At 70.8% G+C, this 16,359-nt stretch carries 15 protein-coding genes; 1 reads left to right on the top strand and 14 read right to left on the bottom strand.

Annotation, left to right across the window (positions count from 1 at the left end; translation table 11 throughout):
• The 6 genes from ACGFYP_RS24825 to ACGFYP_RS24800 form a co-directional block, all read right to left on the bottom strand.
• The gene (locus ACGFYP_RS24825; RefSeq protein WP_393497484.1) at positions 1–579 is read right to left on the bottom strand and encodes a dienelactone hydrolase family protein; all 579 of its coding nucleotides are present in this window, start codon (positions 577–579) and stop codon (positions 1–3) included.
• 37 nt (positions 580–616) lie between these two features.
• On the bottom strand, positions 617–2,203 hold the full coding sequence (locus tag ACGFYP_RS24820; protein WP_393497481.1) for a Na+/H+ antiporter: 1,587 nt from the start codon (positions 2,201–2,203) through the stop codon (positions 617–619).
• Between the two features lie 121 nt (positions 2,204–2,324).
• Positions 2,325–2,792: a GNAT family N-acetyltransferase gene (locus ACGFYP_RS24815; RefSeq protein WP_393497478.1), complete on the bottom strand. Its 468-nt coding sequence runs from the start codon at positions 2,790–2,792 to the stop codon at positions 2,325–2,327.
• A complete protein-coding gene (locus ACGFYP_RS24810) occupies positions 2,789–3,730 on the bottom strand; it encodes an RluA family pseudouridine synthase (protein WP_361961603.1) in 942 nt (313 codons plus the stop codon). The genes ACGFYP_RS24815 and ACGFYP_RS24810 overlap by 4 nt, the downstream gene beginning before the upstream one ends.
• A gap of 17 nt (positions 3,731–3,747) precedes the next feature.
• Positions 3,748–4,362, bottom strand: coding sequence for a signal peptidase II (gene lspA / locus ACGFYP_RS24805; protein ID WP_393497473.1), 615 nt, complete (start codon positions 4,360–4,362; stop codon positions 3,748–3,750).
• Between the two features lie 62 nt (positions 4,363–4,424).
• Positions 4,425–5,321 carry a TraR/DksA family transcriptional regulator gene (locus ACGFYP_RS24800; RefSeq protein WP_393497470.1) on the bottom strand — a complete coding sequence of 299 codons (897 nt, stop codon included), beginning with the start codon at positions 5,319–5,321 and terminating at the stop codon, positions 4,425–4,427.
• A 556-nt stretch (positions 5,322–5,877) separates the two neighbouring features.
• Between ACGFYP_RS24800 and ileS the strand changes: the two genes are divergently transcribed.
• Entirely contained in the window at positions 5,878–9,009 is a 3,132-nt protein-coding gene (ileS, locus tag ACGFYP_RS24795) for an isoleucine--tRNA ligase (protein WP_393497467.1), read from the top strand.
• A 209-nt stretch (positions 9,010–9,218) separates the two neighbouring features.
• Here ileS and ACGFYP_RS24790 read toward each other — a convergent pair whose 3' ends face one another.
• From ACGFYP_RS24790 to murG, 8 genes are all read right to left on the bottom strand, one after another.
• Positions 9,219–10,319 carry a DivIVA domain-containing protein gene (locus ACGFYP_RS24790; protein WP_361961610.1) on the bottom strand — a complete coding sequence of 367 codons (1,101 nt, stop codon included), beginning with the start codon at positions 10,317–10,319 and terminating at the stop codon, positions 9,219–9,221.
• A 55-nt stretch (positions 10,320–10,374) separates the two neighbouring features.
• Positions 10,375–10,665, bottom strand: coding sequence for a YggT family protein (locus ACGFYP_RS24785; RefSeq protein WP_361961612.1), 291 nt, complete (start codon positions 10,663–10,665; stop codon positions 10,375–10,377).
• A gap of 70 nt (positions 10,666–10,735) precedes the next feature.
• Positions 10,736–11,356 carry a cell division protein SepF gene (locus tag ACGFYP_RS24780; protein ID WP_393497462.1) on the bottom strand — a complete coding sequence of 207 codons (621 nt, stop codon included), beginning with the start codon at positions 11,354–11,356 and terminating at the stop codon, positions 10,736–10,738.
• Positions 11,357–11,482: 126 nt separating this feature from the next.
• Positions 11,483–12,202, bottom strand: a complete 720-nt coding sequence (locus ACGFYP_RS24775; RefSeq protein WP_393497459.1) for a YggS family pyridoxal phosphate-dependent enzyme — start codon at positions 12,200–12,202, stop codon at positions 11,483–11,485.
• Positions 12,189–12,911, bottom strand: a complete 723-nt coding sequence (gene pgeF, locus ACGFYP_RS24770) for a peptidoglycan editing factor PgeF (protein ID WP_393497455.1) — start codon at positions 12,909–12,911, stop codon at positions 12,189–12,191. Before pgeF ends, ACGFYP_RS24775 begins: the two co-directional genes overlap by 14 nt.
• Positions 12,912–12,928: 17 nt before the next feature.
• Complete coding sequence (ftsZ, locus tag ACGFYP_RS24765) at positions 12,929–14,140, bottom strand: cell division protein FtsZ (protein ID WP_393497453.1); 1,212 nt, start codon at positions 14,138–14,140, stop codon at positions 12,929–12,931.
• A 279-nt stretch (positions 14,141–14,419) separates the two neighbouring features.
• The gene (locus ACGFYP_RS24760; RefSeq protein WP_393497449.1) at positions 14,420–15,223 is read right to left on the bottom strand and encodes a cell division protein FtsQ/DivIB; all 804 of its coding nucleotides are present in this window, start codon (positions 15,221–15,223) and stop codon (positions 14,420–14,422) included.
• Positions 15,224–15,262: 39 nt separating this feature from the next.
• Positions 15,263–16,354 (bottom strand): undecaprenyldiphospho-muramoylpentapeptide beta-N-acetylglucosaminyltransferase, encoded by a 1,092-nt coding sequence (gene murG / locus ACGFYP_RS24755; protein WP_393497446.1) that lies wholly within the window; start codon positions 16,352–16,354, stop codon positions 15,263–15,265.
• Positions 16,355–16,359: the final 5 nt, after the last annotated feature.

Raw genomic sequence — 16,359 nt, 5'->3', positions numbered from 1 at the left:
TCAGCCGTCCTGGAGGCTCTCCAGGAACGCCAGCGCGACCCTCCAGGTCCGCTCGGCGGCGTCCTCGTCCCAGTCCGGCAGGTCGGGGTCCGTGAAGATGTGCCCGGCGCCCGGGTAGCGGTAGACCTCGACATCGGCCCCCGCCTTCCCCATCTGCAGGTACCAGGACGTCAGCCAGTCGTGCGACTCGAAGGGGTCCGGGTCGGCGAGGTGCAGCTGTACGGGCAGGTCGTCGGCGGAGGCGCTCTCCGCGATGTCCGAGGTGCCGTGCAGCAGGAGCAGCCCGCGCGCCTTGTCGTCCCCGAGGGCGAGGGTCTGGGCGACCGAGGCGCCGAAGGAGAAGCCCGCGTAGACCAGGCCCCGTTCCGAGTACGGAGCGGCGGCCAGGATCGCCCGCTTCAGGAGCTCGTCCTTGCCGATCTCCTTCTGGAGCGCCATGCCCTCCTCGACGGTGTCGGCGGTCCGGCCCCCGAAGAGGTCGGGCACGTGCACCTGGTGTCCGGCGGCCCGCAGCCGTTCGGCCGCGGCCTCCACCGCCGGACGCAGACCGTAGGTCGAATGGAAGAGCATGATGTCCATGCGGTCCATCCTGCCAGCCGGCCGCGCCGCCCCGCGGTCATCTCAGGCTGCGCACGTCCAGCTGGCGCAGCACCCGGTCCACCACCTCGGGGTCGGCCCCCGGCTCGCTGCGCGCCGCGAGCACCTCGTGCCGGGCGGCGGACATCATCTCGCGCTGGATCCGCTGGACGGCCTTGAGGCGCCCGGCCCGTTCGGCGAAGGCCGCCCGCCGCTCCTCGTCCACCATGTCCGGGCTGATCCGCGCCCCGATGTCGAACGCGCCGCGCTGGAGCCGTTCCTGGACCTCCTCCGGCAGCTCCTCGACCTCCTCGATCTCCTTCAGCCGCCGCTTGGCCGCCTTGGCCGCGCGGCACGCGAGCTCCCGCTCCAGGGCGCGCTCGGCGTCCGTGTCGGCCCGCACACCGAGCCGCTTGACCAGCCAGGGCAGGGTGAGGCCCTGGAGCAGGAGTGTGGTCATGATCACGCAGAACGCGATGAAGACGATCTCGTCCCGGCCTGGGAACGGCGATCCGTCGTCGGTACGCAGCGGGATGGCGAGCGCGAGGGCGACCGAGGCCACCCCGCGCATCCCGGACCACCACATGACGACGGTCTCCCGCCAACTGACGGGGATCTCCTCCTCGTAGTCGCGGCGGGTGTGCAGCCGCTTCGCCAGCCAGGTGGCGGGCAGCAGCCACAGCAGCCGTACGACGATCACGACACCGGACACGGCCGCGCCCCAGCCCAGCATCTCGCCGAACCGGCCGTCGGCGGTGCCGAAGACGTTGTGGAGCTCCAGGCCGATGAGTCCGAAGGCGATGCCGGTGACGAGGGTGTCGACGATCTGCCAGAACGTCTGCCCGGCCAGCCGGCCCATCACGTCGTCGGCGTCGAGGGCGTTCTCGGCCAGGTAGAGGGCTACGACCAGGACGGCGAGGACGCCGGAGCCCTTCAGCTCCTCGGCGAGGACGTAGGCGACGAAGGGGACGAGGAGGGTGAGCCCGGTCTGCAGGGTGGCTTCGCCGAGGAGACCCATGAGCTTGTTGGTGAGCCAGCCCAGGACGAGCCCCACGACGACGGCGACGACGGCGGAGAGGACGAGTTCGAGCCCCGCGCCCTCCCAGCTGAAGCTGCCGCCGACGACCGCGGCGATCGCCACGTGGTAGAGGACGATCGCGGTGACGTCGTTGAAGAGCCCCTCGCCCTCCAGGATGGAGACGAGCCGACGCGGCAGGCCGAGCGAGCCGGCGACGGCCGTCGCGGCGACGGGGTCGGGCGGCGCGACCAGCGCGCCGAGCGCGACGGCCGCGGCCAGCGGGAGCGCAGGGACGAGCGCGTCCACGGTGACGGCGACGGCGGCCGTGGTGACGAAGACCAGGGCGACGGCGAGCAGGAAGATGGGCCGCCGGTTGGCCGCGAACTGACGCCAGGACGTGCGCTGCACGGAGGCGTAGAGCAGCGGCGGGAGGACGAGCGGCAGGATGTAGTCGGGCGGGATGTCGACGTTCGGTACGAAGGGCAGGAAGGCCAGTACGACCCCGATGACGGTCATGAGCACCGGGGCCGGCAGCCCGAGCCGGTCCCCGAGCGGCACGGTCAGCACCGCGCCCAGCAACAGCAGGAACAGCAGGGCCAATTGATCCACGGGGCGCCCTTCCGGCCGCCTGGGGCGGGCACGGTCGATGATCGGGCCTCAACCCTGCCACGCCCGGGGACGAATCCCCTCGAACCACCGTGCGGCGCCGCTCACGCGACGCGCCGGGGCCCTAGAGGGCTCGTCGCATCGCGCGGTGCGGGATGCCCGCGTCCGGGAACTCGGGGCCGTAGACCTCGTAGCCGAGCCGCTCGTAGAAGCCGAGCGCGTGGGTCTGGGCGTGCAGGTCCACGGCGGTCAGGCCGCGCTCGCGGGCCGCGTCCTCGATGACGCGGACGAGCGCCGCGCCGACCCCGAGGCCGCGCGCGGCCTTGGAGACCGCTAGGCGGCCGAGGGAACCGACGGAGGCGTCGCCGCCGGTCTTGCCGACCGCGTCGGCGCCGTGCAGCAGCCGGCCGGTGCCCAGCGGCAGGCCGTCCTCGCGCTGGGCGAGGACGTGCACGGCCGTCGCGTCGTACGCGTCGTACTCCAGCTCCTGCGGCACGTTCTGCTCGACGACGAAGACCTCGCGGCGGACCGCGAAGCAGGCCTCGCGGTCGTCGTCCCCGATCGCCTCGCGCACGACGTACCCGGTGCTCACGCGCTCTCCGACGCGATCCGGTCCAGGGCGTTCTGCAGGTCCGCCGGGTACGTGGACGCGAACTCGACCCAGCGCCCGTCGGAGGGGTGCTCGAAGCCGAGCCGTACGGCGTGCAGCCACTGGCGCGTCAGGCCGAGCCGCTTGGCCATGGTCGGGTCCGCCCCGTAGGTGAGGTCACCGACGCAGGGGTGGCGGTGGGCCGACATGTGCACACGGATCTGGTGCGTACGGCCGGTCTCCAGCTTGATGTCGAGCAGCGAGGCGGCGCGGTAGGCCTCGATCAGGTCGTAGTGCGTCACCGAGGCCTTGCCGTCGGCGGTCACGGCCCACTTGTAGTCGTGGTTCGGGTGGCGCCCGATCGGCGCGTCGATCGTGCCGCTCATGGGGTCCGGGTGGCCCTGGACCAGCGCGTGGTAGCGCTTGTCGACGACCCGCTCCTTGAACTGCGCCTTGAGCAGCGTGTACGCCCGCTCCGACTTGGCGACGACCATCAGCCCCGAGGTGCCGACGTCGAGCCGGTGCACGATCCCCTGGCGCTCGGCGGCGCCGGAGGTGGAGATGCGGTACCCGGCGGCGGCGAGGCCACCGATGACCGTCGTCCCGGTCCAGCCGGGGCTCGGGTGCGCGGCGACGCCTACCGGCTTCATGATCACGACGATGTCGTCGTCGTCGTGGACGATCTCCATGCCCTCGACCGGCTCGGCAACGATCTGCACCGGCGCCGCGGCCCCGGGCATCTCCACCTCCAGCCAGGCGCCGCCGCTGACCCGCTCGGACTTGCCGACGACGGCGCCGTCGACCTGGACCTTGCCGGAGGCGGCCAGCTCCGCCGCCTTCGTACGGGAGAAACCGAACATACGGGCGATGGCGGCGTCGACGCGCTCGCCCTCAAGGCCATCGGGAACGGGCAGCGTGCGGATCTCGGGACTCGTACTCACCCGTCGAGTATGCCTTGTCAGTCCTTGTGGACGGTGCCGTCGGGGTCCAGGCCCCGGAAGGACAGGATCACGATGAGGAAGCCGCCGCAGACGATCGCCGAGTCCGCGAGGTTGAAGACGGCGAAGTTCGCGGGGGCGATGAAGTCGACGACCGCGCCCTCGAAGACGCCCGGGGAGCGGAAGATCCGGTCGGTCAGGTTGCCCAGCGCACCGCCGAGCAGCAGGCCGAGCGCGATCGCCCATGACGTGCTGTAGAGCTTGCGCGCGAGCCGGATGATCACGACGATCACGACGGCCGCGATGCAGGTGAAGATGATCGTGAAGGCCTCGCCCATGCCGAAGGCCGCACCCGGGTTCCGGATCGCCTCGAACCGCAGCAGGTCGCCGATCACCGGGATCGGCTCGTGGCCCTCCAGCTTGGCGACCACGAGCATCTTGCTGCCGAGGTCGAGCAGGTACGCGACGAGCGCGACCACGAGCAGCGCGAGGATCTTCCGCTTGCCCTTCGGCCGCTCGGCCGGCGCCTGTGCGTCGGCCGCGGCCTCTCCGCCCGGGCCGACCGCGCCGTCAACGCCGTCGGCGCCGTCAGCGTCTGAATCCGGCGTACCGATGATGCGCTCCGCCTCTGCCACGTGAGTCCCTCAACCTAGGTGCCTGACTGTGCACGAGGGTACGGCACACCCCTTCGGCCGCGTCAGCCGCGGCGCTCCTGCTTCTGCTTGTCCTCGACGCAGAGCGTGGCCCTCGGGAAGGCCTGCATGCGCGCCTTGCCGATCGGCTTGCCGCACACCTCGCAGAGGCCGTACGTGCCCGCGTCGAGCCGCTCCAGGGCGTGCTCGGACTGCTCCAGCATCTCGCGGGCGTTGGCGGCCAGGGCGAGCTCGTGCTCGCGGGTGATGTTCTTGGTGCCGGTGTCGGCCTGGTCGTCGCCCGCGCCGTCCCCGGAGTCCCGCATGAGGCCGGTCAGCTCCTCCTTGGAGTGCAGCAGCTCGGCCCGCAGCCGGAGGACCTCGCTCTCCAGCTCCGCCCGCGCCTCGGCGACCTCCTCGGGCGTCCAGGGGTCCTCGCCGGGCCGTACGGCCAGCTCACCGGTGCGCGCCTGGGGAACCGCGGCCTCGCTCTCGGCCGTCGTGACGCCACCCGCGGTCTTCTTCGCTGCCACTGTCGCGGCTCCTGTCTGCTCCACCTGCGCCGCGGAAGCGGCCTTCTTCTTGACTGCGGTCTTCTTCGCGGCGGCCTTCTTGGCGGCCGGCGCCTTCTTCGCGGCCGCCTTTTCGGTGGCTGCCTTCTTGGTGGCCGGGGCCTTCTTGCCGGCCGGGGCCTTGGTGGCCGCCTTCCTGGTGGCTGCCTTCTTGGCCGCCGCCGGGGCCTCGGCGGCGGTCTCGGCGGCGGTCTCGGCCGTCTTCTTGGCAGCCGTCTTCCTGGCGACCGCCTTCTTGACGGCTGTCTTCTTGGCAGCCGTCTTCGTGGCCGCCTTCTTCGCGACCGTCGACTTCTTGCCGGTGACGTCCTTGGCCGCCCCGCCCGCGCCTGCGGAACCGGTGGCACCGGCGGTCGAGGTCTTCTTCGCGGCGGTCTTCTTCGCCACCATGTCGCGGCCCCTTCACATTTTGTGATCTTGCTCGCGAATCGTGCTGGGACGATAAATCGGCCCAAGGCCCGCGGCAACGGGGCACGCCGCCGTTCGCACCCGCCCCATGCCGGTGGCAAGGCGAGTCTGCATCCGTTGTGCCCAGCTCCCCGCCCCGTAACCCGCCCCGCGACGACCCGCGAAGTCCGGCCACGCCCGTATGGCCATTCGGGTCACGTCCGACCGCCTCCCGCCCCGCCCGAAATGCGGTCTGCCGAGCGCCCTGCGGGCCCGTACACTGGGCTCAGCGAAAGGCTTGGATGGGGACGAGTAGCGTCGTACGCAGCCATGAGCGACCCGGGGACGGTGAGAGCCCGGGGGCGAGCCCGATGTGAACGATCACCCCGGAGCCGCCGGAAGAAAGCCGTCAGGCGAGTAGAACCGGCTTCGCGACCCCAATGAGGGGGCCATGGGCAGCACACGCCCGGGGCCAAGGAGGGTGGTACCGCGGGAGCCGCGCAGCACGGCGCTCTCGTCCCTCCGGACGGAAACGAAGCAGTCCGCCGGAGGAAGATCGATGACGCAGTACCGCCAGGTGCCCGCCCAGGTCGACCTGCCCGCGCTCGAGCACGCCGTGCTCGATTTCTGGCGCGAGAGCAAGGTCTTCGCCAAGACCCTGGAGCAGTCCGAGGGCCGCCCCGAGTGGGTGTTCTACGAGGGCCCGCCGACCGCCAACGGCATGCCCGGTGCCCACCACATCGAGGCCCGCGTCTTCAAGGACGTCTTCCCCCGCTTCCGGACCATGCGCGGCTACCACGTGGCCCGCAAGGCCGGCTGGGACTGCCACGGCCTGCCGGTCGAGCTCGCCGTCGAGAAGGAGCTCGGCTTCTCCGGCAAGAAGGACATCGAGGAATACGGCATCGCCGCGTTCAACGACAAGTGCCGCGAGTCCGTGACCCGCCACACCGATGCCTTCGCCGAGCTGACGACGCGCATGGGCTACTGGGTCGACCTCGACGACGCGTACCGGACGATGGACCCCGCGTACATCGAGTCGGTCTGGTGGTCGCTGAAGCAGATCTTCGACAAGGACCTCCTCGTCCAGGACCACCGCGTCGCCCCCTGGTGCCCGCGCTGCGGCACCGGCCTCTCCGACCACGAGCTGGCGCAGGGGTACGAGACGGTCGTCGACCCCTCCGTCTTCGTCCGCTTCCCGCTGACCTCCGGCCCGCTGGCCGGCCAGGCCTCGCTGCTCGTCTGGACGACGACCCCGTGGACCCTGGTCTCCAACACGGCCGTCGCCGCGCACCCCGAGGTCACCTACGTCGTCGCGACCGACGGCGAGGAGAAGCTCGTCGTCGCCGCGCCGCTGGTCGAGAAGGCGCTCGGCGAGGGCTGGGTGACCACCGGCGAGTCCTTCACGGGCGCCGAGATGGAGCGCTGGACGTACCAGCGCCCCTTCGAGCTGGTCGAGTTCCCGGCCGAAGCCCACTACGTGGTGAACGCGGAGTACGTGACGACCGAGGACGGTACGGGTCTGGTCCACCAGTCCCCCGCCTTCGGTGAGGACGACCTCAAGGTCTGCCGCGCCTACGGCCTCCCGGTCGTGAACCCGGTCCGCCCCGACGGCACCTTCGAGGAGGACGTGCCGCTGGTCGGCGGCGTCTTCTTCAAGAAGGCCGACGAGCAGCTGACGGCCGACCTGGACGCGCGCGGCCTGCTCTTCCGCCACGTCCCGTACGAGCACAGCTACCCGCACTGCTGGCGCTGCCACACGGCGCTGCTCTACTACGCGCAGCCGTCCTGGTACATCCGTACGACCGCCGTCAAGGACCGTCTCCTCGAGGAGAACGAGAAGACGAACTGGTTCCCGGACTCGGTCAAGCACGGCCGCTTCGGCGACTGGCTCAACAACAACATCGACTGGGCGCTCTCCCGCAGCCGCTACTGGGGCACCCCGCTGCCGCTGTGGCGCTGCGAGGACGGCCACCTGACGTGCGTGGGCTCGCGCGCGGAGCTGTCCGAGCTGACGGGCACGGACCAGTCGGAGCTCGACCCGCACCGCCCGTACATCGACGCGGTGACCTTCCCCTGCCCGAGCTGCTCGAAGACGGCGACGCGCGTGCCGGAGGTCATCGACGCCTGGTACGACTCGGGTTCGATGCCGTTCGCGCAGTGGGGCTACCCGCACAAGAACAAGGAACTCTTCGAGTCCCGGTACCCGGCGCAGTTCATCAGCGAGGCGATCGACCAGACGCGCGGCTGGTTCTACACGCTGATGGCGGTCGGCACGCTGGTCTTCGACAAGTCCTCGTACGAGAACGTGGTCTGCCTGGGCCACATCCTCGCCGAGGACGGCCGCAAGATGTCCAAGCACCTGGGCAACACCCTGGAGCCGATCGCGCTGATGGACCAGCACGGCGCGGACGCCGTCCGCTGGTTCATGGCGGCCGGCGGCTCCCCGTGGGCGGCCCGCCGGGTCGGCCACGGCACGATCCAGGAGGTCGTCCGCAAGACCCTCCTCACCTACTGGAACACGGTGGCCTTCCAGGCGCTGTACGCCCGGACGTCCGGCTGGGCGCCGAGCGCGTCGGACCCGGCGCCGGCGGAGCGCTCGGTCCTGGACAAGTGGCTCCTGTCCGAGCTGAACACGCTGGTGTCCGACGTGACCCAGGCGCTGGAGTCGTACGACACCCAGCGGGCGGGCAAGCTGATCTCCTCCTTCGTGGACGACCTGTCCAACTGGTACGTGCGGCGTTCGCGCCGCCGGTTCTGGCAGGGCGACGCGGCGGCGCTGCGGACGCTCCACGACGTGATCGAGACGGTCACGCGCCTCATGGCGCCCCTGACCCCCTTCATCACGGAGCGGGTGTGGCAGGACCTGGTGGTTCCGGTGACCCCGGAGGCCCCCGAGTCGGTCCACCTGTCCACGTGGCCTGAGCCGGACCTGTCGCTGGTCGACCCGACGCTTTCCACGCAGATGACGCTGGTCCGCCGCCTCGTGGAGCTGGGCCGGGCGACGCGGGCGGAGTCGGGCGTGAAGACCCGTCAGCCGCTGTCCCGCGCGCTCGTCGCGGCGACGGGCTTCGCGGAGCTCTCGCCGGAGCTCCAGGCCCAGATCACGGAAGAGCTGAACGTCACGTCGGTGGCCTCCCTCTCCGAGGTCGGCGGCAGCCTGGTCGACACCACCGCCAAGGCGAACTTCCGGGCTCTGGGCAAGCGCTTCGGCAAGGGCGTCCAGGACGTGGCGAAGGCGGTCGCGGCCGCGGACGCCGCCGCTCTGTCCCTCGCTCTGCGCAGTGGCGAGGCGACGCTGGAGGTCAACGGCGAGACGATCACGGTCGGCCCCGAGGAGATCATCATCACGGAGACTCCTCGGGAGGGCTGGTCGGTCGCGTCGGACGCGGGCGCGACGGTGGCCCTCGACCTGGAGATCACTCCGGAGCTCCGCAAGGCGGGCCTGGCGCGCGACGCGATCCGTCTGATCCAGGAGGCCCGCAAGAACAGCGGCCTGGACGTGGCGGACCGGATCGCCCTGCGCTGGACGTCGGAGTCCCCGGAGACCACGGAGGCCCTGACGGCTCACGCGGCCCTGATCGCGGACGAGGTCCTGGCGACGGACTTCGCCGCGGGCCCCTCGGACGCCACCTACGGCACCCCGTTCACGGACGAGGGCCTCTCCCTGACGTTCCACCTCCGCAAGGCGTAGTCACCCTACGAGGAAGGCCCGGCACCCCTTGGGGGGCGCCGGGCCTTCGTCGTTCCCCGGGGGGGGGGCTGCAGGGCCGGAGCCCTCCGCCCCACCCACGGCACAGAGGCTGCACGCCCCGCCCACGGCAAAGGGCCGGGCCCCGGTTTCCCGGGGCCCGGCCCTTCAGCCTGCCGACGGCTACGCGCTCATCGCGCGAGCTGCCGCCGTCAGTTGTCGTCCTCGTCGATCAGGAAGCCACGCATCGGCGCCGGCGCCTGCTGCATCGGCTGCGGCGCCTGCGGCCGGACCGGAGCCATCGGCTGGGTCATCGCCGGGGACATCTGCTGCTGGCCACCGTAGGACGGGGCACCGCCCATGGACGGCGGGCCGCCCATCGAGCCGTTGCCGCCGTACGACGGGGCGCTCGCGCCCGCCGAAGCCATCGAGGGCGACGGCGGCAGCGAAGCCGTGGCCGGCGTCCGCGGCGGGGCCAGCGAGTCGTCCGCCTGGGTCTCCAGCTGACGCAGCTGCGACTCCAGGTACGACTTCAGACGCGTGCGGTACTCACGCTCGAAGCCCCGCAGGTCCTCGACCTTGCGCTCCAGCGTCGCGCGGGCGGACTCGAGCGAGCCCATCGCCACGCGGTGCTTTTCCTGCGCGTCCCGCTCCAGCGCGTCCGCCTTGGCGCGGGCGTCCCGCTCCAGGCCCTCGGCGCGCGAACGCGCCTCGCCGACGATCTTGTTGGCCTCGGAACGGGCCTCCGCGATCGCCTGGTCGGCCGTCTGCTGGGCCAGCGAGAGAACCCGCGCGGCGCTGTCGCCACCGGGGCCCTGCTGGGGCTGCTGCATCGGCTGCTGCATCTGCTGCTGCGGGTGCCCCATGGGGCCGCCCATCGGCTGGCCCATCGGGCCGCCCTGCATCTGGCCGGGGCCGGGGCCCATCGGACCACCCTGCATCGGACCGGGGCCGTGGCCACCAGGACCGGCGGGAAGCTGCGGCGCACCGGACGGCAGCTGCGGCGGACCCATCTGCGGGGGCTGCTGCTGGACCGGCGGTCCGGATATGGCGGCGGGCACCGGGGCGCCGGGACCGACGGGACGATCCTGCTGCTCCGGGGGCTTGCGCATGCCCTGCTGCTGCTGGTTCTGCGCAGCGGCACGCGTCGCCGCGGCCAGCTTGGCGCGCAGGTCCTCGTTCTCGCGGAGCAGGCGGGTCAGTTCGGCTTCGACCTCGTCGAGGAAGGCATCGACCTCGTCCTCGTCATAGCCTTCTCGAAGGCGGACGGTCGTGAACTGCTTGTTCCGCACGTCCTCGGGGGTCAGCGGCATCTCTTCTTCACCTCTACGTAGTCGTCGGCAGTCGGCAAGACCGTATCGTCCACATTCACCCCGTGAAGCTGCTCACGATGGAGATCAGAATGAAGACGATGATCATAAGAACGAAGAAGGACAGGTCGAGTGCCACGCCCCCGAGACGCAGCGGCGGGATGAACCGCCGCAGAAGCTTGAGCGGTGGATCGGTGACAGTGTAGGTGGCCTCCAGAACGACCACCATCACCTTGCCGGGTTGCCATGAACGCGCGAACTGGAAGACGTAGTCCATGACCAACCGAAAGATCAGCACGATGAGGAAGCACATCAGCGCGATGTAGATCACCTGCAGTGCGACGCCCATCCCGCGCTTCCCTCTCCCCGTGCTCTCGCTTGTCCGGCCTTCCGGCCGGGCCGTTCCGGTCTTCGTTGTCTCAGCTCTGGTTGAAGAATCCGCCCTCTGCGATCCGGGCCTTGTCCTCCGCCGTGACATCGACGTTAGCAGGCGACAACAGGAACACCTTCTGCGTCACGCGCTCAATGCTGCCATGGAGCCCGAAGACGAGTCCGGCGGCAAAGTCGACAAGTCGCTTCGCATCGGTGTCGTCCATCTCCGTGAGGTTCATGATCACCGGGGTGCCCTCGCGGAAGTGTTCCCCGATGGTACGGGCTTCGTTGTAGGTCCGGGGGTGCAGCGTGGTGATGCGGTACGGCTCCCGCTCGGACACGACCTTGGGCATGATCACCGGTGCGTTCTTCTCCAGGCTCGGACGTTCGGGTGTGATGGACGCCACGGGGGCGATTCGTGCCGGACGTCCGCTTTCGGCGGATAGCGGGGCGGCGTGTGCGACCGGCTCACGGGGCGTGGACTGCTGCACCACACGCACCGGCTCCTCCCGCTCCACCTGGCGCGGGGGCTGATGGCGCCGCTCACGCTCGGGTTCCGGTTCCAGCTCGGGTTCGAAGTCGTCGTCGGGGTCGAAACCCCGGCCGTCGTACCCATCGTCCTCCACGAGGCCGAGGTAGACCGCCATCTTGCGCATCGCGCCGGCCATTCTCTGAGTCCTCCGCTCTGTGGTGGATCGGCCTCGTCGCCAAGTGCCCGTGATCCACGCGGTCCGCCCCCGCCGACCGGCGGGAATGACCATATTTTCTGCTGTGGTCCGACTTGCTTCGCGACGTTACCCGAGCCTGGGGCGGACACCCAGTACCGCCGTACCGATGCGCACATGTGTCGCTCCGGCCGCCACGGCGTCCTCAAGGTCCGCACTCATTCCCGCGGACACCATGTTCGCAGCCGGACGGGTCGTGCGCAGGAGAGTCGACAAATCCATCAACCTGTCGAACGCCGCACGTTGGCGCCCCGCATAGGGGCCGGCGAGCGGCGCGACGGTCATCAGTCCGTCCAGCCTGAGTCCGGGCGCCGCGTCCACGGCGGCGGCCAACTCCTCGATGCCGTCCGGCGCCACACCGCCGCGCTCGCCGCGCTCGCCCGACTCGGCGTCGAGCGCGACCTGGACGAGACAGCCCAGCTCGCGTCCGGTCTTCCCGGCCGCGGCCGAGAGAGAGGTGACGAGCTTCAAACGGTCGACAGACTGCACGACATCCGCATAACTCGTCACAGAACGGACCTTGTTGGTCTGCAACTGGCCGACGAAGTGCCAGCGCAGGTCCAGATCCGCGCAGGCGGCCGCCTTGGGGGCGGCGTCCTGGTCGCGGTTCTCCGCCACGTCCCGTACGCCGAGTTCGTGCAGGATGCGCACATCGCTCGCGGGGTAGGTCTTCGTGACCACGATCAGGGTCACTTCCGCCCGCTTGCGACCGGCGGCCGCGCAGGCGGCGGAGATTCGTTCCTCCACCCGCGCCAGGTTCTCGGCGAGCTCCGTCTTACGGTCCGTCATATCCGTCCAACCAGACATATCCCGCGAGTCGCCCTGTGGTGCGATCGCGGCGGTACGAGAAGTGGTCACCCGACTCGCGGGTGCAGACCTCACTGGCCCGCCGGTCCCGGATCCCGAGCCGCTCCAGCTGCGCGTGGACCCCGGCGGTGACGTCGACGGCGGGGGTCCCCCAGCTGGTCTCGGCGAAGGCGGCCGGTTCGACCGCGGCCACCTCGGCCCGCATCGCCTCCGGCACCTCGTAGCAGCGCCCGCAGACGGCGGGTCCTGTACGGGCGGTGATCCGGGCCGGGTCGGCGCCCAGTTCGATCATGGCCCGCACCGCGGCCGGTACGACCCCGGCGACCATCCCCGGCCGCCCCGCGTGGGCCGCGGCGACGACCCCGGCCACGGGGTCCGCCAGAAGCACCGGGGTGCAGTCGGCGGTCAGGACCGCGAGGGCGAGTCCGCGCCGGGTGGTGACGATCGCGTCGACCTCCGGAACCGGTCTGTCGCCCCAGGGTCCCTCGACCACCGTGACATCGGGGCCGTGCACCTGGTTCATCCAGACGACCCGTCCGGGGTCGAGCCCCAGCTCCCCGGCGGCCCGCGCCCGGTTGGCGCGGACTGCCTCGAGGTCGTCCCCCACCGCGCCGCCGAGGTTGAGCTCCTCGTACGGAACGGCGCTCACCCCGCCCCACCTGTCGGTGAAGGCGAAGTGCGCGCCGCTCACGGGTTCGAGCCGGTCTATCACTTCAAGAAGTCCGGGACATCCAGCTCTTCGGCCTGGGTGTCCGCGTACGGGCGGGCCGGCGGGACCACCGGCGGGGTGACCGGCGGCAGCGAGCTCTCGGCCGAGGCGACCGGGGTCGGCTCGACCGGGGCGACCGGCTCGTCGCGCGGGGCGACGGTGCCGAGCCCACCGAGCGGGCGCTCGGTGGCGCGGGGCGACGGGGCCGGCTCCTCGCGCTTGGCCGAGGCCGAGCTGAGGACGTTGTCCCGGCGCGTCGGCGGCTGGCCGCCGTCGAAGCCCGCCGCGATGACCGTGACCCGTACCTCGTCACCGAGGGCGTCGTCGATGACGGCGCCGAAGATGATGTTGGCCTCGGGGTGGGCCGCCTCGCTCACCAGCTGCGCGGCCTCGTTGATCTCGAAGAGACCGAGGTCCGAGCCGCCGGAGATGGAGAGCAGGACACCCCGGGCGCCGTCGATGGAGGCCTCCAGGAGCGGCGAGGAGATCGCCATCTCGGCCGCCGCCACCGCGCGGTCGTCGCCGCGGGCGGAGCCGATGCCCATGAGGGCCGAACCGGCCTCGGACATGACCGACTTGACGTCGGCGAAGTCGAGGTTGATCAGACCGGGGGTGGTGATGAGGTCGGTGATGCCCTGCACACCGCTCAGCAGCACCTGGTCGGCCGACTTGAACGCGTCGAGCACGGAGACCTGACGGTCCGAGATCGAGAGCAGTCGGTCGTTCGGGATGACGATGAGGGTGTCGACCTCTTCGCGGAGCTCGGCGATGCCGTCCTCCGCCTGGTTGGCCCGACGGCGTCCCTCGAAGGTGAACGGCCGGGTGACCACACCGATCGTCAGGGCGCCGAGCGAACGCGCGATGTTGGCCACGACGGGTGCGCCGCCGGTGCCGGTGCCGCCACCTTCGCCGGCGGTGACGAAGACCATGTCGGCCCCCTTGAGGACCTCCTCGATCTCCTCACGGTGGTCCTCTGCCGCCTTGCGACCGACTGCCGGGTTGGCCCCGGCCCCGAGGCCGCGGGTGAGTTCACGGCCGACGTCGAGCTTGACGTCGGCGTCGCTCATCAACAGCGCTTGCGCGTCGGTGTTGATCGCGATGAACTCGACGCCCTTGAGACCGACCTCGATCATTCGGTTGATGGCATTGACACCACCGCCGCCGACACCGATGACCTTGATGACTGCGAGGTAGTTCTGCGGTGCTGCCACGTCGAAGGCCTCTCGCCTCGAGTTACGTGTCGCCGCTTCGCGGTGGTAGTCGCGCTGCGACGACGGATGCCGATGGGACGGTCCGAAACGCCGACCCAAACCCTAACGTTGAAGTTTAGGGTTACCAGTGTCTCTGTTCGCTGGACTCTTCCGAACAGGACACTAAGTCGACAAGTGGCGCACGTTCAACGAACACGCCGAACCTCCCGTTTTTCTTTTCACCCTATGTGATCACCCATGTCGCTGGCCAACCAGGGCGCTGGCCAGCGGGAATGGGCGTCAACTCCCCGACGCGGCGGGGGCGGTGGGGGCGCTTACGTCGAAGTGCCCCGCTTTGGGCATCGCCTTCATCAGAGCGGTGAGGACCCGCGCCTTGACGGCACCGTCCTCGCCGCTGCCCCAGAAGACCGTCCGGCCGCCGCCGAGCTCCAGGGTGATGGAGTCGTACGAGGTGACCTCGACGACACGAGCGTCCCGGGCGATTTTCTCGGGGAGTTCGCCCGTCACGCCCACGGCCTCGCGCAGCAGCCGGTCCTCGTCGAAGCGGTGCAGGCTCGGCGCGGAGTCGGCGCTCAGGAGGAGTTTCGGTACGCCTGCGGGTGCTTTGTCCACGGTGGCGAAACGCGTTCCGACGGAGTCCACTTCAATGAACTTTCCGCCCTTTTCCACCACCAGAACCGGCTTCCGTTCCGTCACTTTCAGACCGATTCCATGCGGCCAGGACCGAACGACCTCGACGGAGTCGATCCGGGGCAGTTTCCGCAGCAGTCGTGCCTCGATGGCGTCGGTGTCGACCGAGACGAGCGGGGACCCGATCGGCACGGCGGCGGCCTTCTCCACCTCACGGGGCGTCAGAACCCGCGTTCCGGTGGCCGACACCTGCTCCACGCGCAGCCAGGTGGAGCCGTAGAGCGCCCAGATTCCGCCGGCGGCGATCAGGACGACGGCGAGCACGATCAGCAGAAGGCGTGGCCCAGGCACCCGGAATCCCTGATTCCGGGTGCCTGGACGGGAGGAGTCCCGCTCCGACGACCCCTTCGGCTCGCGTGTGCCACGCTTCTCCGCTGTCGTCGGTCCCGACACGTCCCCTGCCTCCTGTGCTGTGCGGGCGCGGCCCGCCGCCTACGAGCGCCGCGCGGCGATCGCCTCGTACACCATGCCGACGAGCAGGTCGTCGGCGTCCCGGCGGCCGAACTCGGCGGCGGCGCGGGACATCTCGTACAGGCGGTGCGGGTCGGCCAGTACGGGCAGGACGTTGGCCTGCACCCACTGCGGCGAGAGCTCCGCGTCGTCGACGAGCAGTCCGCCGCCCGCCTTGACCACCGGCTGGGCGTTGAGCCGCTGTTCGCCGTTGCCGATGGGCAGCGGGACGTAGGCGGCGGGCAGCCCGACGGCGGAGAGCTCGGCGACGGTCATCGCGCCCGCGCGGCAGAGCATCATGTCCGCCGCCGCGTACGCGAGGTCCATCCGGTCCACGTACTGTACGGGGATGTACGGCGGCATACCGGGCATGTTGTCGACACGCGGCAGCTCGTTCTTCGGACCGACGATGTGCAGGATCTGGATGCCCGAGCGCTGGAGCACCGGGGCGATCTGCTGGACGACCTCGTTGAGGCGCCGGGCGCCCTGCGAGCCGCCCGTGACGAGCAGCGTCGGCAGGTTCGGGTCGAGACCGAAGGCGGCGCGCGCCTCGGGCCTGACCCGGGCCCGGTCGAGGGTGGCGATCGTGTGCCGCAGCGGGATGCCGATGTAACGGGCGCCCCGGAGCTTGGAGTCCGGGGTGGCGACGCCGACCCCGGCCGCGTACCGCGAGCCGATCTTGTTGGCCAGGCCTGGCCGGGCGTTGGCCTCGTGGACCACGATCGGCACCCCGAGGCGCTTGGCCGCGAGGTAGCCGGGCAGCGCCACGTAGCCGCCGAAGCCGACCACGCAGTCCGCCTTGGTGCGCTCCAGGATCTGCTCGGCCGCCTTGATGGTGCCGCGCAGCCGTCCGGGGACGGTGATCAGCTCAGGGGTGGGCTTGCGCGGCAGCGGCACGGCGGGGATGAGCGCCAGCTCGTAGCCCCGCTCGGGCACGAGCCGGGTCTCCAGACCCTTCTCCGTGCCGAGCGCCGTGATCCCCACGCTCGGGTCCTGCCTGCGCAGGGCGTCCGCGAGGGCGAGCGCGGGCTCGATGTGGCCGGCGGTCCCCCCGCCGGCGAGTACGACATGCACCGAAA

Origin of the sequence: Streptomyces sp. NPDC048370, from assembly GCF_043200825.1 — a bacterium.
GTDB lineage: Bacteria > Actinomycetota > Actinomycetes > Streptomycetales > Streptomycetaceae > Streptomyces.
The sequence above is the reverse complement of the archived record's forward strand: the minus strand, read 5'-3'. Positions and strand labels throughout refer to the sequence as shown.

Excerpts from the sequence above, each read along its gene's own strand:
- ACGFYP_RS24790 (WP_361961610.1), bottom strand. The coding sequence starts at position 10,319 with ATGCCGCTGACCCCCGAGGACGTGCGGAACAAGCAGTTCACGACCGTC.
- ACGFYP_RS24785 (WP_361961612.1), bottom strand. The coding sequence starts at position 10,665 with ATGGGCGTCGCACTGCAGGTGATCTACATCGCGCTGATGTGCTTCCTC.
- ACGFYP_RS24780 (WP_393497462.1), bottom strand. The coding sequence starts at position 11,356 with ATGGCCGGCGCGATGCGCAAGATGGCGGTCTACCTCGGCCTCGTGGAG.
- ACGFYP_RS24825 (WP_393497484.1), bottom strand. The coding sequence starts at position 579 with ATGGACATCATGCTCTTCCATTCGACCTACGGTCTGCGTCCGGCGGTG.
- ACGFYP_RS24775 (WP_393497459.1), bottom strand. The coding sequence starts at position 12,202 with ATGACGGACCGTAAGACGGAGCTCGCCGAGAACCTGGCGCGGGTGGAG.
- ileS (WP_393497467.1), top strand. The coding sequence starts at position 5,878 with ATGACGCAGTACCGCCAGGTGCCCGCCCAGGTCGACCTGCCCGCGCTC.
- ACGFYP_RS24800 (WP_393497470.1), bottom strand. The coding sequence starts at position 5,321 with ATGGTGGCGAAGAAGACCGCCGCGAAGAAGACCTCGACCGCCGGTGCC.